The organism is Chitinophaga ginsengisegetis, from assembly GCF_900168065.1.
In the GTDB taxonomy this organism is placed as follows: domain Bacteria; phylum Bacteroidota; class Bacteroidia; order Chitinophagales; family Chitinophagaceae; genus Chitinophaga; species Chitinophaga ginsengisegetis.
Genome location: NZ_FUZZ01000001.1, coordinates 2,272,241 through 2,292,098 on the forward strand (window position 1 = coordinate 2,272,241; position 19,858 = coordinate 2,292,098).

Below are 19,858 nucleotides of genomic sequence, written 5' to 3' on the forward strand. Positions count from 1 at the left end.
GGATTTGATCAATTTTGATTTTAATAAATTAAGGGAGATGGAAGTGGGTATCCACTTTTATCTCCCTTAATCATTTTTATAGAAATCTAAAAAAATCCGATAAATCAATATAATCAGCGTAATCCTGCTCCAAGACAATTTCTATCGCCGAAGGCGATCCACTACTCTCCTTTTTTCGGAACTGCCGGCGGCATAGTAGCTTTCGGCTTGTTTTCTTTATTGTCTTTGTGTTCCTCCTTTGGCTTTGCCGGCGCAGGTTCCTGGCTGTCGGCGCCCGGAGTGGCATAATCGCTGGCATCACCGGAGCCATAATCATCTGCCGATCCGTTACCCACGTTTTCTGATTCAGCACCCGGTTTTACATTGGAATCGTAATTCATGTAAATATCGTCTTCGCTCATATTGGGCGGTACCGGGAAATGATCGTTGGAACTTATCTTCAGGGTTGGATCAGCATACACTTTCTGCATGAAATACGCCCAGATGGGTAAGCCGGTATTGGCACCCTGACCGATGGCCGTTGTGCTGAAGTGGATAAAGTTGTTTTCGCAACCTACCCATGCGCCAGCCAGTATTTTGGGTGTATAGCCCATAAACCATCCATCGGTGTTATCGTTGGTGGTACCGGTTTTACCGGCTATTTCACCTTGTATATTAAAGCGGGAACGGACACGGGCGCCGGTACCACCCGGTGCTACCACGCCTTCCATCATTTTCACCATTGTATAGGATTCCCTTTCGCTGATCACTTCACGTTTTACCGGTGCAAAAGTTTCCAGGATATTACCGTTTCTGTCTTCAATACGGGTAATATAAATAGGTTTGGTATTGATGCCCCTGGCAGGGAACATCGTGTATCCCTGCAGCAGTTCGTACAGCGACAGCTCCACGGCGCCCAGCGCAATGGCCGGGTAGGCAGGGATATCGCTGGTGAAGCCCACTTTATTTTTGGCGAAATCAGCAAACGGCTTGGCGCCAATCTGTTTGATCAGGTAGGCGGCCACAAGGTTCAGTGATTTTGCCAGTGCGCCGGCCATCGTAATGCTACCGCCGGTACTGCCTTCCGAGTTATGCGGAGTCCAGCCGTTGATGGAAATGGGTTCGTTTGGCAGAACGGTATTTGGCGACATGCCATTCATGATGGCAAAGCAGTACAGGAAGGGTTTAAATGTAGAACCCACCTGACGGCGTGTTTTCGCCACGTGATCATTTTTGAAGTAGCGGAAGTCCGGTCCGCCTACCCAGGCTTTTACTTCACCACTTTCAGGGTCCATTGCCATAAAGCCCGCCTGTAAAATGGCGCGCATATATTTGATGGAATCCAGCGGAGTCATAGTGGTGTCTATTTCATTCAGGTCTGGTTCAGTAGAGCTTCTCCAGCCAAACACCTTCATGCGTACGGGGGTATTGAACACCCGCGCAATGGTAGAATCGTCTGCTTCATCCTCTTTCATGGATTTATAGCGGTCAGATTCTTTCATGTACTGATCCAGGAATTTCGGCCATTTCTTCCAAACGCTGCCGGTTTTGACATCGTTCTGAGCAGAGAGTGATTTTTGCAGTACAGCCAGGTGTTTAGCCACGGCTTCTTCTGCATATAACTGCATTCTCGGGTTAATGGTAGTATATATTTTGAGCCCGTCGCGGTAAAGGTTATATTCTGATCCGTCGGCTTTCTTATGCACTTTACACCAGCCTTTCAGCTCATCGCGCAATACTTCCCTGAAATAAGGAGCCAGTCCTTTGTTGTGATCAATTTTATTATAGTGCAGTACAATCGGTTTGCTTTTCGCAGATGCGGCTTCGGCTGGGGTGATAAAGCCGGCTTCCTGCATATTGCTGATAACGGTGTTGCGGCGCTGGAGGGCGTTTTGCGGATTCCTGCGCGGGTTATACAGGGTGTTACCTTTGAGCATGCCCACCAGGATAGCGGCTTCTTCGATGGATAAATGACCGGCATCTTTACTGAAAAATGTTCTGGCGCCGTTTTCAATACCATATACGTTATCCCCGAAAGCCACGGTGTTCAGGTAGAGGGTAAGAATTTCCTGTTTGGTGAAGTTTCTTTCCAGTTTTACGGCAATGATCCACTCCTGTACTTTCTGAAACGCCCTGCCGATAGGGTTACCGGAGCGCTGTTTCCCCAGGTTATCCGTTTGCAGGTTCAGGGCCAGCTGCTGGGTAATGGTACTGGAACCGCGTTTTTTACCGATGAGCAGGTAAAAAGGAATAGCCAGTGTGCCTTTGGGGTCAATACCGGAGTTATCATAAAAACGGGTTTCCTCAGTTGCTATCAGCGCATTGATCACGTTTTTGGAGATCTCATTATAGTCGCTGCTGGAACGGTCCACCTGGTAGTATTTACCGAGAATGGTGCCGTCGTCGGCAATTACTTCTGCGGCCAGTGCTGCCCGCGGATTTTCCAGTTCTTCCAGAGACGGCATACTGCCGATGATCCGGAAGTTAATGAGTAAAACTAAGAGAACAAGTAATGCTAAGATACCAAAAGCCACCCGCCACAATATTTTCACCGATTTTTTCATGCGCTTATTTAATTTGTTTTATAGCCGGATTTTGCCCGATTCCTTTATATGAGAAGCAATTTATTACTATCTGTTGGCTATATATATAATTTTTTCAATAAAGTTTATATGCAATAAACACGCCTGTTTATGGCAGCCTGACCGACAAAGCTATTTAAAATTCCAAAAATACTTACTGGGTCACGTAATTATCTGTAAAAAACTTACGGTAGCCGGTCAGGTCTTTAGTGCTGTTTAACAAGATGAAATTATCCCTGGAAATCACAAAGAAATTGTATTCCGAAGGTCTTATCCGGGGAATGATATTCGCTGCGGCCTCCTCGCGTATTTCGTCGAAATAGGCCAGGGCTTTGTCTTCGTTGGGGAAAAGCCGGAAAATCAGCATCACATCGTTAGGGGTGAGCACAAAACTGCCGACTTCAATTTTATCATTGGCGTGTTTGGCTGCGTTATAACGGGTGAACTGGTTGAGACCTTCATCCATCAATTCTTTTGACACGCGCTGGAAGGAGAGCACTACAAAAAACGGGTTATCGGCCGATATTTTATAGGGCGTTACCGGTTTCGGCGGTGCAATGGGCACTATTGGCGCGGGCAAGGTACCTGCCATACCAGCGGCTATTTTAGCCGAGTCCACCGGTGTTTTGGCACCGTTGATCCTGTCGGCCAGTACCGGCTGCGGATTTTGCCAGGGGTATCGCATGGAAATATCCTCATCCAGCAATACGCCGTTAGCGTCTTTCTTTCTTACTTCCAGCCTGGAGAGGTAATCGGAGAGTTCTGCGCGGTGGTTCAGGGCATCCATGAGGGCCTGGGCCTGGGCGCGTACCGGTTCATCAGCAGCATACTTGGTAAGTACGGCCTGTACCGCATTGCGCGACAGCTGCAGGGTATCGGTGGCAAACAGTGTATCTGTTTTAACGATCAGCATTGCTTCCAGCAAATCGAATTTTGACTGGAGGAAGTTGACGCCATAGGTACTGTCGGCCTGTTTCTTCATCGCCATCGATTCCGTATAGTTGCCCTTACGGAAGGCTTCATAGGCGGCATCGTAAGCGGCACTGATCTCTTTCTTTTTCTGGCTGTCGATATCCCTTAAACCGCCTGAGCGGATGATGTCTGCAAAATTGGTATTGCCGTACTGGTTCAGCACCATTGATTTATAATGATTGGCCTGGGCAGCATGATTGAGTTTACTATGCCATACATACAGGGAATACAATACTTCCGGCTTGCGCGGATGATCCGGGTAGAGGATCAGCAGGGAGTCGTATGTTTCTATTCCCAGGGAATAGTTTTCCAGTTTATCGTGATATAATTTGCCGAGGTCGAACCAGGCTTCGTGTACCGCTTTTTGTGAAGCGGCCAGCTTTTCCGGTGTCAGTGGCAGTCCTGCCGCCAATGATTCCGTGCTGATGCTGTCTGCCGGCACTTCACCCAGGGCAACAGATTTTGTTTCTTCTGTAATTTCTATCGGGCCGGCGCTGTTGGTGGCATTTACCACGCCGTTCTGGCTGCGGCGCCAATTGTCGACAGGCTGACGGCTGCCCCACCGGCGTTTAAACTCGGAGTAGCCGGCTGATTTACTGCCTGCATTATAAAAATACCAGTCGCCTTTTTCTTCTTTTGGTGAATAAGCGGTGCCTCCCCCGTTCATGCTGAAGGACGAGGAACTTTCCTGTGGATTGGCGGCGGCCAGTTTATCTTTCTTTTTCTTTTCAGCAGCTTCATTTGCCATAACGGCCACCATTTTCGACAACACAATATTCCGGTCCGACGGGGATAAGGCGGCTAATTTCTGCAGGCTATCTTCCCGGTGGATGGTTTCCAGCCGTGCCACCACTTCGGTGAGCACTTCTTTGCGGGTTTCCACGGTAGGCGCGTCTGCAAAGTCTTTCGTCATCACGCCGGCGGTGCTGTCGTAATATTTTTTTGCATCGGTATAGTTACGCTGATCGTAATAAATATCCGCCATCCCTTTGTAGGTGATGGTGCGTTGCATGAGGTTATCACTGGGTATTTTCAGTGATTGTTTCATATAGTTGAGGGCGGCTTCCGGATGATCGGGGTATTCGAGCACGCCCATTGTATAATAGATCCCGTCGCGGAACCGTTCGAAGCGTTGTTTTTTGAGCATGCGGCGAAGCCCTGCGATACTGCCGGCTACATTACCGGTGGTTTCCGCGTTGGTTCTGGCAATCTGTAACCGGGCCTGGAAATCCATCATGGGATCGGGTTTCATGCTGATTACATTGCGGAACTGATCGAGGGCGGAATCCGGGTGTTGCTGCTGGAGGTAAAGCTGGCCGAGGATGTACGACATCCTGGCTTTGGCTACTTTGTCGTGGCTTTTATCGATGGCCAGTTTCAGCGGTTCTATTGTTTCCGGGTATCTTTTCTGGATGTAGTGGCTGTAGGCGCGTACTTCCGCAAGGTCGCCATCGAGGCGGTGCGGGAAGTTGGGATCATTATTCAGGATATTGAGCAGCGCCTGTACTTCATCATATTCCTTTTGTTCCAGCAGGGTACGGGCTCTCCAGAGGAAGGCGTCGTTACGTGCTTTGGTATGTTTAAGGCGGCCGAAGAAGCCTTTTCTTTTTTCTTTTGTGGCGATGGAGATCTGGTCATTTTCATGCGCACCCACTACTGTTTTGTACTCCGACTTCATTTTCGGCGCGAAGGCGATATTGATGTACTGGAATGTTTTATTGGCATTTTCGAGATCTCCTTCGTAGAAGTAGGCGCGTCCCATGAGGAGGAAGCAGTCGTCGATCCATTTACCGCGGGGGTCATGGAGCTGGATGGCCATGTTTGTTTTATCAATAACAGAATCCAGTTCTCCTTTGCTGAAGCCCTGGCTTTGTAAACTGAACGGATAAAACGGCAGGAGGATGTTATAGTTATCCTGGCCATCGCGGTTAGCGGTTTTCACTACCCTGTCGAGTTTAACCCTGGCGTGAAAGTAATAGTTGAACCGGGTAGCCATGTTCTGGAAGAATTGTCTTTTCCAGGTCCATTTCTTTTTCTCCAGCATTACTTCTGAAGGGGGACGGCGATCCTGCACCCGTTGTTCGCGGGGTTTAAAAAGGGGCTTTACAGCAGGCTTTTGTTGCTGTTGCTGTTTATCGGGTGCCTGGCCCTGGGAATTTGTTTGCGGGGGCCGGTTTTGAGGCTTATTTTGGGCCCGGGCAGCCTGCAAAACCAGGCAACATGACAAAATTATTATTCCCAGATATTTTGGTAGCAGTTTGATGATGCAATTCATGGATGCCAGGGTGTATAGGCTAAATATATATAACTTACAGTTTGAAAAAATATTTTAAAGATAGGATAAAATAGTTGATTGAATATCTGTGTGGCAGAAGTGATGCTGACTTTTTTCCGGCAGCAGATATATTTTAATAGGTTGGTTTTCAGATAAAAAGACTTCTTTCTGCCTACAATCCTCAAAACACTGTTTCCTATTTTGCAATAATGATTAACTTTAGCCCGCCTTAAAAGAAATAGCATTCTTTAAGAAGTACCGCAAAACATGGCCAAGAAGGGGAATAAAAACAGCAGACGAAACCTGGAAAAACTAAGTCATAAATACCGTCTGGTAATTATGAATGAAGATACCTATGAAGAAGTGACCTCGTTCAAACTATCCCGGATGAGCGTATACATTGCCTTCAGCACCCTTTTTGTATTACTGGTGGCCATTACGGTAGCTACGGTGGTGTTTACGCCGCTGCGTTATTATATACCGGGTTATGGAGATCTGAAACAACGGAAAGAGTTTATCCATCTGAAAATGAGGGCTGATTCGCTGGAAACAGCTATCAATGCGCGCGACCAGTACCTGGATAATATTAAAAAGGTGATTAACGGCGACTTTACCGGAAAAGTGGATACCACGATGTTAAAAGTACCTGCAGTAGATAACAGTACCTATTAGTATATAAATACAAAAATTTAATATATATTTATTTATATTACACACTAAACTTGAAAAACCTAACTCCCTATGTTCAATAACAACAACAAATCGAAAGGTGACAACAAAGCCATGTTGCCAACATCAACTATTAACATTATAGGCAATGGCACTTCAATACAGGGTGATATTGTATGTGAAGGCGACATCAGAATTGACGGACAGGTAAACGGGCTGGTATCTACCAAAGCTAAGATAGTGGTAGGTCCGGAGGGTGAAATCACCGGCGACCTGGTATGCCAGAGCGCTGACATCCTGGGCCGGGTAACAGGAATTATCAAGGTAGAAGAATTATTGTTCCTGAAAGGGAATGCACTGGTAAAGGGCGATGTATACACCGCTCATTTTGAAATGGAGCCTTCTGCTAAGTTCAATGGCCGTTGCTACATGGACGATCAGCAGCCGGCTGATAACCAGAAACATGGAAAAACCGTCCTCCAGGAAGCCGAATAACCGAAATCTGCTCTTACGATATGCCGGATTAGCCTTCCAGATGATGGCTACACTGGGTTTGGGAGTATTTGCGGGTTATAAACTAGACCAATGGATTGGCTGGCGGTTCCCGGTATTCCTGATCATTTTTTCTTTAATTGCATTAGCCATACTTTTGTGGCAAATTATAAAAGACACCCGACGGCATGAGTGATAGATTTTTTATACGGTTATTCGCAGTTTTTGGAATCTTAAATGGACTTGTTATCATATTCAAACCCAGGTTGCTGGACCTCGGCACACATGTGAATGTGCTGATGGCCGGTAACCTGATCATGGCTATTATATCCCTGGTGTCTTATATTATGAGTCGCCGGGGACTCGCTTCTTCTAATCATAATGCATTTATCAGGGCTGTTTATGGCTCTACTCTCAGCAAACTTTTTCTTTGCGTAATAGGCATCGCTGCTTACGTGCTTATTTATAAGCCCAATGTGAGCAAGCTGACCATTTTCATGCTGTTGTTCCTGTACTTGGTGTATACTGTATTTGAAACAATCAGCCTTTTCCGGCTGACCAGGCTAAAAAAATAATCTATTTGAAAAAAGAGGCGCCCTTAAATGCACTAGCGTCCTACTTACCGGAAGGGACTTTCGGACAGGTAATGGATTTTCTGACTACCTATAAGGTACACCTGACTGTTACACGTGAGCGGTCCAGCATACTCGGCGACTACCGTCACCCCGACGGGCAGGGCAAAGGGCACCGGATCAGTGTGAATGGCTCCCTGAATAAATACGCTTTTCTGCTTACCCTGCTGCATGAAATTGCACACCTCACCACCTTTAATAAATACGCCAACCGCGTAGCGTCGCATGGCAAGGAGTGGAAACAGGAGTTCTCTTTTATTTTGCGTGACTTTGTAGGTAAAAGCCTGCTGCCGCCTGATGTGGAAACCGCCGTGCGCCAGAGCATGGCCAACCCCGCAGCCAGTTCCTGCGCAGATGAAAACCTCATGCGCGTGCTGAAAAATTATGACCTCCAGAAAGAAAACCATTTTTTCGTAGAGCAGGTACCGTTACACGGACTGTTTAAAACCAAAGACGGACGCGTATTCCGCAGAGGGGATAAAATAAGAAAACGCTACCGCTGTGAAGAGGTAGCGTCTAATAAATGGTTTCTTTTCAGCCCTGTATATGAAGTGGAACTTGTTTCCTAACTCTTCTCCCCTACATAATGCAATACCGGGTATGCCATTGCACGGTTGATCAGCTGGATTTCCAGCTGCAGGATACCGGCTTCTGCTTTGGCCTGTAACTTAGGCGCATCATCGGTAGGCTTGTGATAGTCGTCGTGACCACCGGTATGAAAAAACATCACCGGTACCCCGCTTATATAGAAATTATGATGATCGGAAGCGCCCTTCCCTGCTGCATCGGTAAAGTATTTAATGCCGGGTTGCTGCACTTCTTTGAACACAGCAGGCCATTCTTCCGCGCTGCCATAGCCGCCAATACCGATTCCCCGCTCCGGGTTATAACGGCCAATCATATCCATATTGAGCATGAAATGTACTTTATCCAGCGGCATCAGCGGATGTGCGGTGTAATATTTTGAGCCCTGTAATCCCAGCTCTTCGCCGCCGAAAGCAATGAAGAGAAAGTTAAAGGGTTCGCGGCCCTGGTTTTTTACATAGTACCGCGCCAGTTCCAGCAGGCCGGCCACGCCGGAAGCGTTATCATCTGCGCCGTTGTGGATTTCACCGATGGGATATTTTCCATCGAATAAAGCGGCCGTTCCGAGGTGATCATAGTGGGCGCCAATGATAATCGTACGTGCGGCACCGTTATCCAGGTACCCGATCACATTTCTGCTGGGGATATCTTTATGTTCTTTCCGGGTGAAGGTAAAATCCTGGAAGAAACTATTGCCGTTTACCGGCTTCAGTCCCAGTTTTTTAAACTGTTTTGCCACGTAATTGCTGGCTGTTTTCCCACCCTTTTCTGCGGTGCCCCTGCCTTTCAGTTTATCTGAGGCCAGGTAGTTCACTATTCCCTGAATACGTGCAGCATCCGGAATCGTATCCTGTGCCTGTGCGGCGGTGATTGTACCAGCAGCGCACATCAATAAAAACCATCTCTTTATCATATCCGGTCAAAAATAGAGAAGGCTTCCTTAACGGGAAGCCTTCTGCGAAAAAATATTATTGAAATGTTCAGATTGTATTAATCCTACTTTTTCTTCTGTTGAATTTCCTGCTGGCGTTTCTGGACTTCTTCCAGTTTCTCCTGCCACTTGGATTTGCTCTTTGGTTTCTTCTTATTTTCCTGGATCTGTGCGTGAATTTTATCATGGTTGATGATAAATTTCTGGATCACGAACTGTAACAGGATACTGATCACGTTAGACAGGAAGTAGTAGAAGGTAAGCGCCGCAGCGAGGCGGTTGAAGATACCCAGCAACATTACCGGCATTACGTAAGGCATGTACTTCATCACCGGGTTGCTCTGATCGGTCATTCCACGGTTGTAGAACGCCAGGATCAAACTGGTGATGGTCATGAGGATGGTGAACAAGCTCACGTGGTTACCATAGAATGGTATGTTGAAGCCGAGGTTCAGGATAGAGTCGTAAGTAGACAAATCCTTTGCCCACATAAAGCTTTCCTGGCGCAGCTCAATGGAAGACGGGAAGAAGCTGTACATCGCTACCAGGATAGGCAGCTGCAGCAATGCGGGTAAACATCCGCCCAGCGGGTTTACACCTGCACTCTTGAACAGTTTCATTTGTTCCACACCGAATGCCTGCTGGTCGTCGCCATACTTTGCTTTCAGCTCATCAATTTCAGGTTTCAGCACTTTCATTTTAGCCTGGGAAACATAGCTCTGGTAAGTGAAAGGAGCTATCAGCAGGCGGATGAAGAGGGTGAGCAGGATAATGATGATACCATAGTTACTGATAAATCCGCTCAGGAAGTTAAACACCGGGATAATGATAAAGATGTTCACATACTTCACAAAAGCAAAGATACCGGTGCCCAGCGGGATGATCTTCTGCAAACCGATATCGAAAGATTTCAGTGTTTTATAGTGGTTAGGACCATAATAGATTTCAATCGGGAAGGAGAAATCATTGGTACGGCTATACGGAATCTGTATAGTGCTGAATGTTTGTCCTACGATATTGGGGCTTACCGGCACTTTCGTGTTTACATCCACGTTAGTGAACAGTTCCTTTTTAGCAATCAGGGTGGTGTTGAAGAACTGCTGTTTTACGCTCACCCATTTCAGTTTGTTTTCCAGTTTTTCATGACTGGTACGGCTGAGGGTAAAGTAATCATGCTTATCATTTTCCAGCATATAGTGCACCTGGTTGTTCAGGCGCTCGTTTTCGAGGTCGTGTTCCTGTTTATCTTCCTGGCTGTTCCACTGGAGGCTCAGGTAGTTCTGGTTGCCTGGCAGTAAGCCCTGCATACCAACGGCGTGAATGGTATAGTCTACCACGTAGCTGCCTGGTTTCAGGGAATAGATAAATTCCAGGTAAGAAGCCGGGTTATTGGTATTAAGACGGTAAGCGATTGTTTTTACGCCACCTGCGCCTTCCTGGGGTTGGCCGGCGGTGAAAAACAGATCCGCACTGTTCAGCATTTTTGTTAAGCTGGCAGGCACTTCTACCGAGAGGCGGTTAAAAGAGCCTTCAACGAGCATCAGCGGGCCGCCATCATAAGTTTTGTATTGTTTCAGTTGTACACTTGCCGGTTGGCCACCTTTATTGGAAAAAGTGATCTTTACCACATCGTTTTCCAGTACTGTGTTCTGCACGTTGCCGGTAGCAGCAGCGGCAAACGCGCCAAATTCGCCGTTTAACAGCGCCTGGTGGGCTGAATCCAGCTGGCCTCCTGCGGCGGCTGCAGCAAGGCTGACAGTATCTGCTAAAGGTGTTTTAGGCTTGTTAAGCTCTGCGATGGAATCTTGCCTGGCTTTTTCCCTTGCGGCTCCTGCCTGTTGTTTCTGGTTGAAGAATATATATCCTACCAACAAAACGCCCAACAGTAAAAACCCAATGACCGAATTTCTATCCATGAAATGCAATTAAAATTTAGGCAGCAAAGGTAAGCAGGATTTTATGAATTGACCATGCTTTTTAGGTGAAACCCCTGTTAAATGCGGCTAAAATAATAAATAAGTAAAGAAAATGCGTATCCTATTGAGGATCAGAGCGGTTTGGGCGGAGGGGATCGCCTTCGGCGATTGTCTTTTTCAGGATTAGACTGATTGAGCTGATTTCACTGATTATATTCCCGGAGATTTTAGTTAAAATGAAAGAGGGAGATATAAGCGAATATTTATCCGCATATATCTCCCATTATCTTTTAAAATCAAACGTAATCAAATCAGTGAAATCAGCTCAATCAGTCTAATCCTGCACCAAGACAATTTCTATCGCCGAAGGCGATCCTATCCGCGCTTACTTTACAATTGTTTCTTCCATTTTGGCTTTCCCGTTTTTAGCTTCTGCGTACTGCTTGGCGGCCTTGATAAAGGATACGAAAACAGGCGCCGGGCTTTCCACGGTGCTTTTCAGTTCAGGGTGGAACTGTACGCCCACAAAGAACGGATGGGCAGGCAGTTCAATGATTTCAACAAGACCGCTTTCCGGGTTTTTACCGGAAAGAACGAGGCCGGCATCTTCAAACTGCTGGAGGAAGTCGTTATTGAACTCGTAGCGGTGGCGGTGTCTTTCGCTGATGCTGGTACCACCGTATATTTCGGCCGCTTTGGTGCCTGGCGTGAGTTCGCAGGCATAAGCACCCAGGCGCATGGTACCACCTTTGGCGGTTACTTTTTTCTGCTCTTCCATGAGGTTGATCACCGGGTGAGCGGTGTCAGGGTTCATTTCCACGGAATGCGCATCTTTCCAGCCGAGTACGTTACGGGCATATTCCACTACGCTCATCTGCATACCGAGGCAGATACCGAAGAACGGCAGCTGATTTTCACGGGCATACTGAATAGCGGTGATTTTTCCTTCAATGCCGCGGTGACCGAAGCCGGGAGCTACCAGGAGCCCGTCGAGGTTCTTCAGTTTTTCACATACATTTTCAGGTGTAATATGTTCTGAGTGGATATTTTGTACCACTACTTTGCATTCGTTCAGGGAACCGGCATGTATAAATGATTCCAGGATAGATTTGTAGGCATCCTGTAATTCCACGTATTTACCGATCAAACCGATGGTTACTTTGGATTTCGGATATTTCAGTTTATCCAGGAATTCGCGCCATTTAACCAGTTCGGGTTCTTTTTCCACGGGTAATCCCAGTCTTTTCAGTACAGAAACGTCGAGTTTCTCACGCATCATTTCCAGGGGTACTTCATAGATGGTGGGAACGTCGTTTGCTTCGATCACGGCATCTACCTGTACGTTACAGAACAGGGCGATTTTCTTTTTAAGATCGCGGTACAGTGGTTCTTCTGTACGGCAAACGATGATATCCGGGTGTACGCCATATTCGCTCAGCAGGCGTACGGAGTGTTGCGTAGGTTTGGTTTTCAGCTCTTTAGCTGCACGCAGGTACGGGATCAGTGTAAGGTGTACTACCAGGCAATCTTCTTCGCCCAGTTCCCATTGCAGCTGACGAACCGCCTCAATGTAAGGGAGTGATTCAATATCACCCACAGTGCCACCAAGTTCTGTAATAACGATATCGTATTTGCCATCTTTACCCAACAGGAGGATACGGCGTTTGATTTCATCCGTAATGTGAGGGATTACCTGAACGGTTTTACCGAGGTAGGCTCCTTCTCTTTCCTTGTTGATCACAGTTTGGTAGATACGGCCGGTGGTAACATTATTGGCCTGAGACGTGGGCGTATTCAAAAAACGTTCGTAGTGTCCGAGATCCAGATCGGTTTCTGCGCCATCTTCCGTTACATAACATTCACCATGTTCATAAGGGTTTAACGTACCCGGATCCACATTGATATATGGATCAAATTTCTGAATAGTCACTCTAAAGCCGCGTGCCTGCAATAATTTTGCAAGGGAAGCAGCTATAATTCCTTTACCCAAAGAAGATGTAACACCTCCTGTAACGAAGATATATTTTGCCATAAAACTAAAATTCTGCTAAGAATACTTGACCTATAAACGGGGAAGTGCCGGACTGCGTTTGGTGTAAAACCGATCAAGTAAACTACTTCCGAAGGTCATGCAAAGTTACACAAATTTGCGTCGCTCCCAAGTTTTTTACGGCAGCGCTTTATTTGTTTGTTAATTTTTTGGAGATTATATTCAGCTCTCATCACTTATCTACAGGGCGTTTTAAAGAATTTTCAAGTACCGGAAATTATTTGTTAAAAACCTTTATCCGGCAGTGATGTTCTGTAAATGCGTACGCGACTATAAATATATAAACAGTAAATTTGCGTCCGAAATACATAAAAGATGACTTTAACGCCAAAGAGAGCCCAAGACTCGCTTATACAGATGACCGAACTGGTTTTACCGAATGATACCAACACATTCGGCAACCTCATGGGAGGCCGTTTGATGTACTGGATGGACATTGCCGCGGCACTGGCCTGCATGAAACACTGCAGCGCACCCGTGGTAACTGCTTCTGTAGATAATATATCTTTCGAAAATCCCATTAAACTGGGAAACGTGGTACATATTGAATCTAAAGTAAGCCGGGCCTTCAATACTTCTATGGAAGTACACATGAGGGTTTGGGGAGAAGATCCGGTACAACAGTACCGCTATAAATCCAATGAAGCTTTCATGACCTTTGTAGCCCTGGATCCCAATGGCAATTCCCGGCCGGTACCCGGCATCATTACTGACACAGAAGAAGAAAAAAGATTATATGAGGGCGCCCTGCGCCGCCGGCAGCTTCGTTTGATCCTGGGTGGTAAAATGAAACCTGAAGATGCGGATGAATTAAAAGCGCTGTTCTTCGAAAAGATTTAATGCAGGTGGAGATGTTGTTTCCGGAGCGGAACAACATCTCCCTTAAAAAAATTATATCTCCCCCTCCCACTCTTTATAAAACCGCTCCAGGAATACTTCCATAAATGCGTGTCTTTCTTCTGCCAGCTTTTTACCAGTAGCGGTATTCATCCGGTCTTTCAGCAACAGTAATTTCTCATAGAAATGTGTGATGGTAGGAGCAGTACTGTTTTTATACGCTTCTTTTGTCATTTGCATATTGGGCTTTACCGCAGGGTCATACAGCGACCTGTTTTTGAAACCGCCGTAATTAAAAGCCCTTGCAATACCTATTGCGCCAATGGCATCGAGCCTGTCGGCATCCTGTACCACGGCTAACTCTGCAGAGAAAAATGTTTTTTCCTGGTTGCCTCCTTTAAAAGAAATGTGACGGATAATATTCTCCACCTGTGTGATGATGGCCGCCGGCACATCCAGCGTTTGCAGAAAAGCTACTGCTTTTGCAGGACCGATATTTTCGTCACCGTTATGAAATTTTGAATCTGCAATATCGTGTAACAGGGCGCCCAGTTCCACTATCAACAGATCGGCAGGTTCAGCTGCGGCAATATGTTTTGCCTGCTGCCATACCCTGTAAATATGCCACCAGTCGTGGCCCCCTTCTGCCCCCTCTAATTCCTTTTTTACAAAATCCACCGTTGCGGTGATGATCTGAGCATGATTTATCATAGATGCAATGATATTAATTTTTGTGAAGAAGGAAGATGAAAAACAATACGATTCCCCGAGACGTTATGTAAGTATGTTACAGGTTAAACGTATATATGAAGATTATGCAGAAACCGATGGCTACCGCATCCTGGTAGACCGGCTCTGGCCACGGGGTATTTCAAAGGAGCGCGCCCACATTGATGAATGGGCAAAGGAAATAGCTCCCAGCAACGAACTGCGCGAATGGTTTCACCATGACCCCACGCGGTTTGCTGAGTTCAAAACAAAATATAAACATGAATTACAGGAGAAAAGTGATTTGCTGGCCGGTATTAAAAAGAGGGCGCAACATCAGCGGGTAACATTACTATACGGGGCTAAAGACGAAACGAACAACCAGGCACAGGTGCTGCTGGAGTTGTTGAAAAAATAATTACACACCTTCACTTTCAGGCTTCACCAATACTTCGGTGATGCTGTTGAGCTTTTTAACTTTACTGGCAAAGTCACCGGTCAGTTTTTCACGGATCAGCGACAATTTGTTCAATACTTCATCGAGGGTATCGGGAATGGCTTCCTGCAGCACCTGTTTCAGGCGTTTGGCAATGGTAGGCGATTTACCATTGGTGGAAATAGCGATCTTGAGATTTCCCTTTTTCACGATAGAACCCAAATAAAAATCACAGAGTTCCGGGGTATCGGCTACATTGATCAGCACTTTGCTGCCCTTCGCTTTTTCCCATACGTGATAATTAAAATCCTTGTCGTTGGTGGCGGCTATTACCAGGTCTTTCCCCAGCAGATCGCCACACGAAAATGATTTCTTAATCAGGGTAATATTAGGATACTGGTGTGTTAACGCTTCCAGTTCAGGCAAAAAATCCAATGACACTACTGTAATGGTTGCATCTGCGCAATTTTCCAGCATGGCATTGGCTTTTTCCAGTCCGATATTACCACCGCCCACAACAAGTACATGCAGACGGTGCAATTTGAAAAACACCGGGAATAAATGATTTTCTTCCATTATACGGCAATTTTTAGTTCCTCTGACACCTTGTTCTTCAAGGCCTGGAAAGCTTCATGGAAGCTTACCACCTCGCCTATCACCAGAACAGCAGGATTATGCAGATCGTGCGTAGCGGCTATTTCCAGCAGATCGGCCACATTGCCCACACCCATTTTCTGTGTTGGCAAGGTACCATTCTGGATAATAGCGGCGGGAGTTTCCCCTTTTCCTGCTGCGCTGTAGATCCCTGCAATTTCCGCCAGTTTGCTCATCCCCATCAGTACTATCACCGTAGTATTAGCCCTGATGGCGTGATCCAGGTCGCGGGATAAATTCCCGTTCTGTGTGTTACCGGTGATCACCCAAAACCCCTCACTTACATTTCTTGCGGTAACGGGAATTTTGTTGACACCAGGTACAGAGATCGCGCTGGAAATACCGGGAATCACTTCTGCGGTAATTCCGAACTGCTGAGCAAAGGCAATTTCTTCCTGACCGCGGCCGAAAACAAAGGAGTCGCCTCCTTTTAAGCGGACAACGCTGCCATAAGTTAATGCATATTTTACAATCATCCTGTTTATTTCGTCCTGTGAGTATACATGCATACCTGCACGTTTGCCCACAAAACGACGGAGGCAGTTAGCCGGCGCATGGTCCAGCAGTTCGTTGCTGGACAATGCGTCATAAAGGATTACCCTGGCATTCTGAATAGCCTTTAACCCCTTAACAGTGATCAGTTCCGGATCACCTGGGCCTGCACCTATCAATGTGAGTTTGGGTTGTATCTTTTGCATGAGTGGTTGTGTTTTTGATAAATAAATAATTAAGCCTGAACCAGTTCGCTGGCTTTCTGACGGTATACCTGTGCAGCATTATAGAATGACTGCGCCTGCTGGAAATAAGTTTTTGCAAAACTTTCCGTAGGCTCGTTACCGTTAATCTGCAGCACTACTGTTTTAAAATCAGGCTCAAAGCTGAATTTACCGGTAGCCACAAAGTATTTATCGAAATCGTTCATGATACCGATCTGTGTGTTACCACTTACTGCTTCGCCGAGTAACAGTGCTTTTGCGCCCTGTACAAAGGAAGAGTAGGCGTGATAGATACCATCTGAGTAGGCGCCTTTAATAATAGCGGCGCTGCTCAGTTCCAGTTTTTCTTCTGCTTCCAGCAACAGGGTAGCCACCAGGTCGATGATTACACCGGCGCATTCGCCTACACCGATAGCGGTAGCGTAGTCCTGTGCCTGTCCCCAGTCAACAAAGTCGCCGGCAGTGAGGGAGCTGAGATCCGCCAGTGGTTTCAGCAATTCATAGAAATACTTTTCACCTTTACGGTCGTAGTATTCGTTGAACAGTTCATTTTCCCGGCCATTGATTTCATAGTCGTGCAGGAGGCTGCGCAATACATCCGGACCGCGGCGGCTTGGCACTTTAATAACTTTATCTGCAACGCGGCCCAGGCCGTCGCCTACGATGCCCCCACCGAGGAGTACCTGCAGGGCTGGCAGTACTTTACCGGCGCTCTTCATGGAACTGCCGTGGAAACCGATGCTGGCAATACCGTGCTGACCGCAGGAGTTCATACAACCGCTGATCTTTATTTTGATGTCTTTATTATAAACCAGATCCGGGAATTCATCGGTGATCACATCTTCCAGCACTTTGGCGATGCCCGTGCTGCTGGAGATGCCGAGGTTGCAGGTATCTGTACCGGGGCATGCGGTGATGTCCGCGATGCTGTCGAATCCGGGTTCTGCAAAGCCTGCTTCTTCCAGTACACTGAAAACGTATGGGAGATTTGCCGGCAGGATGTATTTCAGTAACAGGCCCTGGTTGGCGGTTACACGTACATCGTCGGCTATTACAGGACGCAGCGCTTCAATGAGTTTGCGGCTGATAGCTGAACCGATGTTACCCAGCGTTATTTTAACATAAGCCGCAAAGTATCCTTTCTGTTTCTGCTCGAAGGTGTTGGTAGCTTTCCAGGCTTCGTATTTTTTTGGATCTTTTATGCTGTAAGCCGGTGTTGGCGCTGCGGGAGGCGGTGTAGTAGCCTGCCATGCGTCTGCATCTACCGGTACGCTTTTTACTTTTATGGCTTTGTATTCTTCTTTAACGAGGCGCTCAAATTCTTCCATTCCTATTTTCTGGATGAGGAATTTCATGCGGGCTTTGTTCCTGCTGGTTCTTTCGCCGTAGCGGTCGAACACGCGCAGTACGTTTTCGATATATGGAATGAGCTGATCTGTTTCGAGGAACTCGTATACTACTTTAGCAAGAAAGGGTTGTGCGCCCAAACCACCGCCTACCAATACTTTGAAGCCACGTACTTCTTTACCGTCGATGATCTTTACTTTGGGGATCATACCAAAGTCGTGCATAAACGACCAGGCCGTATCTTTTTCTGAAGAGGAGAAAGAGATCTTGATTTTACGGCCCATTTCCTGGCTCACCGGGTTGCGCAGGAAGTAGCGGAAGGTAGCGTCGGCGTATGGCGTAACGTCGAATGGTTCTTCCGGATCAATACCGGCGCGGTCTGAAGCGGTGACGTTGCGAACGGTGTTACCGCAGGCTTCGCGGATGGTGATGCCATCCTGTTCCAGTTTTGACCATAGTTCGGGGGTTCTGTCGAGGCTCACATAGTGGATCTGAACATCCTGGCGGGTGGTCAGGTGCAGATTACTGGTAGCATATTCATCTGAAATTTCCGTAATGCGGTGCCATTGTTTCAGGGTCATTTTACCGTATGGCAGTTTGATACGGATCATTTGCACACCGGGCTGACGCTGACCGTAAATACCTCTGGCCAGGCGGAGGCTGCGGAACTTTTCGTCTGACACAGCGCCTTCGCGGAACAGGCGGATCTTCTTCTCCAGGTCTATAATATCTTGTTCAACAATTGGATTTTCTAGTTCTGTTCTGAAGCTTTGCATAAAAAGTATTTTCAGGTGGTGGTAAAGCAATTATTTAATTCTGGTTTGGGGCTGTTGGTCGTTTTTTTATATAAAAAAGCCCCCGGAATGTTTGCGGAGGCCTCGTATAATGTTGATTTACAGTAAGCTGATCACTGATTTTCCATATTACACGCGCCTCATGGGTGTTGATGAACAACAACTGTTTCTGTTACAATTCCTTCTATCATTACCCATATTCCCTATAATTTTAGTAGAGTAATACAAAGATATAAATGCAGGGCATCTTTCCAAAACTTTTTTCAACATTCAATAAGGCTCCAAAAAGGGGGGAAATTGGCGGAGGCAGCAGGTTTGCAGTTGACATAACTGTGTAAACGCTGATTAGGGAGGGATTCAGGGGGAATTACCTGGCCGATTACCGCAGTGGCGTGATAACCAAAGTTTATGGCGTATAACTTATTGTTATGGGACCGGAGAGCCAGGGGCACGCCCGAAGGAACAAATACGGGTTTAACCCGAAGCATCCCGGAAGCATCCCCGGAGCAAAGGTGGACTTGAAGCGCAAATGCAGGCTGGTAAACAGTTACCGGCTAACTGTGATCTCCCCTTATAACTTCTTATCTTTGCCGCGCATAAACGGAAAAACATATGATAGATACGGTAATATTTGACATGGATGGCCTGTTGATAGATTCAGAACCTTTGTGGGGCATCGCCATGCGGGAAGTGTTTGCTACAGTGGGCGTAAACCTATCGCCCGAACTTACGCATTTAACCACCGGCCTGCGCACGAAGGAAGTGGTGAGTTACTGGCATAATTACTATAAATGGGAAGGAAAGAGTGCAGAGCAGGTTGTAAATGAAATTATTGATAGTGTGATATATAAGATCAAAGCGGAGGGCCATCCTATGGAGGGGTTACCGTATATCCTTCAATATTTCCGGGAGAAAGGGTTCAAAATGGGACTGGCTTCTTCTTCCCCACTGCGCCTGATCAATGCTGCGCTGGAACATTTACAGATAAAAGATGTTTTTCAGGCGGTATATTCTGCTGAGTTTGAGGATTATGGTAAGCCACACCCTGCGGTGTACCTGGCCTGCGCCAAGGCGTTGGGCAGTGATCCGCTGGATTGTATAGCTTTTGAGGATTCCGTAACGGGTATGACGGCGGCTAAGGCGGCGCGGATGACCACGGTGGTGGTACCGGAAGCGCATAACCGGCATGATCCACGGTATGCACTGGCTAATATGAAGCTGGACAGTTTGCTGGAATTTAACGATGCGAAGCTGTCGTTGCTGATAAAGTAAAGTATAAAATC

At 46.7% G+C, this 19,858-nt stretch carries 17 protein-coding genes; 8 read left to right on the plus strand and 9 right to left on the minus strand.

Going from position 1 to position 19,858, the window contains the following annotated elements; translation table 11 throughout:
- Positions 1 to 161 precede the first annotated feature (161 nt).
- Together B5Z18_RS09075 and porW are read right to left on the minus strand one after the other, a co-directional pair.
- The gene (locus tag B5Z18_RS09075; protein WP_079469043.1) at positions 162 to 2,543 is read right to left on the minus strand and encodes a penicillin-binding protein 1A; all 2,382 of its coding nucleotides are present in this window, start codon (positions 2,541 to 2,543) and stop codon (positions 162 to 164) included.
- Between the two features lie 172 nt (positions 2,544 to 2,715).
- Positions 2,716 to 5,742 (minus strand): type IX secretion system periplasmic lipoprotein PorW/SprE, encoded by a 3,027-nt coding sequence (porW, locus tag B5Z18_RS09080; RefSeq protein WP_079469044.1) that lies wholly within the window; start codon positions 5,740 to 5,742, stop codon positions 2,716 to 2,718.
- 333 nt (positions 5,743 to 6,075) lie between these two features.
- Here porW and B5Z18_RS09090 point away from each other — a divergent pair, with 333 nt between their 5' ends.
- The 5 genes from B5Z18_RS09090 to B5Z18_RS09110 all read left to right on the plus strand — a co-directional run bounded on the left by B5Z18_RS09090 (position 6,076) and on the right by B5Z18_RS09110 (position 8,170).
- On the plus strand, positions 6,076 to 6,480 hold the full coding sequence (locus tag B5Z18_RS09090; protein WP_079469046.1) for a hypothetical protein: 405 nt from the start codon (positions 6,076 to 6,078) through the stop codon (positions 6,478 to 6,480).
- A 69-nt stretch (positions 6,481 to 6,549) separates the two neighbouring features.
- Positions 6,550 to 6,972: a bactofilin family protein gene (locus tag B5Z18_RS09095; protein ID WP_079469047.1), complete on the plus strand. Its 423-nt coding sequence runs from the start codon at positions 6,550 to 6,552 to the stop codon at positions 6,970 to 6,972.
- A complete protein-coding gene (locus B5Z18_RS33035) occupies positions 6,941 to 7,165 on the plus strand; it encodes an AtpZ/AtpI family protein (protein WP_079469048.1) in 225 nt (74 codons plus the stop codon). Before B5Z18_RS09095 ends, B5Z18_RS33035 begins: the two co-directional genes overlap by 32 nt.
- A complete protein-coding gene (locus tag B5Z18_RS09105; protein WP_079469049.1) occupies positions 7,158 to 7,544 on the plus strand; it encodes a hypothetical protein in 387 nt (128 codons plus the stop codon). Before B5Z18_RS33035 ends, B5Z18_RS09105 begins: the two co-directional genes overlap by 8 nt.
- 5 nt (positions 7,545 to 7,549) lie before the next feature.
- On the plus strand, positions 7,550 to 8,170 hold the full coding sequence (locus B5Z18_RS09110) for a SprT-like domain-containing protein (protein WP_079469050.1): 621 nt from the start codon (positions 7,550 to 7,552) through the stop codon (positions 8,168 to 8,170).
- On the opposite strand, the gene B5Z18_RS09115 is transcribed toward B5Z18_RS09110, so the two are convergent.
- The 3 genes from B5Z18_RS09115 to B5Z18_RS09125 form a co-directional block, all read right to left on the minus strand.
- Complete coding sequence (locus B5Z18_RS09115) at positions 8,167 to 9,099, minus strand: M20/M25/M40 family metallo-hydrolase (protein WP_079469051.1); 933 nt, start codon at positions 9,097 to 9,099, stop codon at positions 8,167 to 8,169. The genes B5Z18_RS09110 and B5Z18_RS09115 overlap by 4 nt on opposite strands.
- An 83-nt stretch (positions 9,100 to 9,182) precedes the next feature.
- The gene (gene yidC / locus B5Z18_RS09120) at positions 9,183 to 11,033 is read right to left on the minus strand and encodes a membrane protein insertase YidC (RefSeq protein WP_079469052.1); all 1,851 of its coding nucleotides are present in this window, start codon (positions 11,031 to 11,033) and stop codon (positions 9,183 to 9,185) included.
- Between the two features lie 385 nt (positions 11,034 to 11,418).
- On the minus strand, positions 11,419 to 13,065 hold the full coding sequence (locus tag B5Z18_RS09125) for a CTP synthase (protein ID WP_079469053.1): 1,647 nt from the start codon (positions 13,063 to 13,065) through the stop codon (positions 11,419 to 11,421).
- A 333-nt stretch (positions 13,066 to 13,398) separates the two neighbouring features.
- Between B5Z18_RS09125 and B5Z18_RS09130 the strand changes: the two genes are divergently transcribed.
- The gene (locus B5Z18_RS09130) at positions 13,399 to 13,923 is read left to right on the plus strand and encodes an acyl-CoA thioesterase (RefSeq protein ID WP_079469054.1); all 525 of its coding nucleotides are present in this window, start codon (positions 13,399 to 13,401) and stop codon (positions 13,921 to 13,923) included.
- A 51-nt stretch (positions 13,924 to 13,974) separates the two neighbouring features.
- Here B5Z18_RS09130 and B5Z18_RS09135 read toward each other — a convergent pair whose 3' ends face one another.
- The gene (locus B5Z18_RS09135; protein WP_079469055.1) at positions 13,975 to 14,631 is read right to left on the minus strand and encodes an HD domain-containing protein; all 657 of its coding nucleotides are present in this window, start codon (positions 14,629 to 14,631) and stop codon (positions 13,975 to 13,977) included.
- 7 nt (positions 14,632 to 14,638) lie between these two features.
- On the opposite strand from B5Z18_RS09135, the gene B5Z18_RS09140 reads away from it, so the two are divergent.
- Complete coding sequence (locus tag B5Z18_RS09140) at positions 14,639 to 15,046, plus strand: DUF488 domain-containing protein (protein ID WP_354032537.1); 408 nt, start codon at positions 14,639 to 14,641, stop codon at positions 15,044 to 15,046.
- Here the strand turns inward: B5Z18_RS09140 and B5Z18_RS09145 are convergent, their stop codons facing one another.
- The 3 genes from B5Z18_RS09145 to B5Z18_RS09155 are packed head-to-tail and all read right to left on the minus strand — an operon-like array spanning position 15,047 to position 18,557.
- Positions 15,047 to 15,640 carry a precorrin-2 dehydrogenase/sirohydrochlorin ferrochelatase family protein gene (locus tag B5Z18_RS09145; protein ID WP_079469056.1) on the minus strand — a complete coding sequence of 198 codons (594 nt, stop codon included), beginning with the start codon at positions 15,638 to 15,640 and terminating at the stop codon, positions 15,047 to 15,049.
- On the minus strand, positions 15,640 to 16,416 hold the full coding sequence (cobA, locus tag B5Z18_RS09150) for a uroporphyrinogen-III C-methyltransferase (RefSeq protein ID WP_079469057.1): 777 nt from the start codon (positions 16,414 to 16,416) through the stop codon (positions 15,640 to 15,642). The genes B5Z18_RS09145 and cobA overlap by 1 nt, the downstream gene beginning before the upstream one ends.
- 29 nt (positions 16,417 to 16,445) lie before the next feature.
- Positions 16,446 to 18,557 (minus strand): nitrite/sulfite reductase, encoded by a 2,112-nt coding sequence (locus tag B5Z18_RS09155; protein WP_079469058.1) that lies wholly within the window; start codon positions 18,555 to 18,557, stop codon positions 16,446 to 16,448.
- 630 nt (positions 18,558 to 19,187) lie between these two features.
- Here B5Z18_RS09155 and hxpB point away from each other — a divergent pair.
- Positions 19,188 to 19,847, plus strand: coding sequence for a hexitol phosphatase HxpB (gene hxpB, locus B5Z18_RS09160; RefSeq protein ID WP_079469059.1), 660 nt, complete (start codon positions 19,188 to 19,190; stop codon positions 19,845 to 19,847).
- Positions 19,848 to 19,858 lie beyond the last annotated feature (11 nt).

What these genes read in the sequence shown, in the direction of transcription:
- B5Z18_RS09105 (WP_079469049.1), top strand. Translation starts at nt 7,158, where the DNA reads ATGAGTGATAGATTTTTTATACGGTTATTCGCAGTTTTTGGAATCTTA.
- B5Z18_RS09145 (WP_079469056.1), bottom strand. Translation starts at nt 15,640, where the DNA reads ATGGAAGAAAATCATTTATTCCCGGTGTTTTTCAAATTGCACCGTCTG.
- B5Z18_RS09090 (WP_079469046.1), top strand. Translation starts at nt 6,076, where the DNA reads ATGGCCAAGAAGGGGAATAAAAACAGCAGACGAAACCTGGAAAAACTA.
- hxpB (WP_079469059.1), top strand. Translation starts at nt 19,188, where the DNA reads ATGATAGATACGGTAATATTTGACATGGATGGCCTGTTGATAGATTCA.
- B5Z18_RS09140 (WP_354032537.1), top strand. Translation starts at nt 14,639, where the DNA reads ATGATATTAATTTTTGTGAAGAAGGAAGATGAAAAACAATACGATTCC.
- B5Z18_RS09075 (WP_079469043.1), bottom strand. Translation starts at nt 2,543, where the DNA reads ATGAAAAAATCGGTGAAAATATTGTGGCGGGTGGCTTTTGGTATCTTA.
- B5Z18_RS09125 (WP_079469053.1), bottom strand. Translation starts at nt 13,065, where the DNA reads ATGGCAAAATATATCTTCGTTACAGGAGGTGTTACATCTTCTTTGGGT.
- B5Z18_RS09115 (WP_079469051.1), bottom strand. Translation starts at nt 9,099, where the DNA reads ATGATAAAGAGATGGTTTTTATTGATGTGCGCTGCTGGTACAATCACC.
- B5Z18_RS33035 (WP_079469048.1), top strand. Translation starts at nt 6,941, where the DNA reads ATGGAAAAACCGTCCTCCAGGAAGCCGAATAACCGAAATCTGCTCTTA.
- B5Z18_RS09135 (WP_079469055.1), bottom strand. Translation starts at nt 14,631, where the DNA reads ATGATAAATCATGCTCAGATCATCACCGCAACGGTGGATTTTGTAAAA.
- B5Z18_RS09155 (WP_079469058.1), bottom strand. Translation starts at nt 18,557, where the DNA reads ATGCAAAGCTTCAGAACAGAACTAGAAAATCCAATTGTTGAACAAGAT.
- B5Z18_RS09130 (WP_079469054.1), top strand. Translation starts at nt 13,399, where the DNA reads ATGACTTTAACGCCAAAGAGAGCCCAAGACTCGCTTATACAGATGACC.
- cobA (WP_079469057.1), bottom strand. Translation starts at nt 16,416, where the DNA reads ATGCAAAAGATACAACCCAAACTCACATTGATAGGTGCAGGCCCAGGT.
- yidC (WP_079469052.1), bottom strand. Translation starts at nt 11,033, where the DNA reads ATGGATAGAAATTCGGTCATTGGGTTTTTACTGTTGGGCGTTTTGTTG.
- B5Z18_RS09095 (WP_079469047.1), top strand. Translation starts at nt 6,550, where the DNA reads ATGTTCAATAACAACAACAAATCGAAAGGTGACAACAAAGCCATGTTG.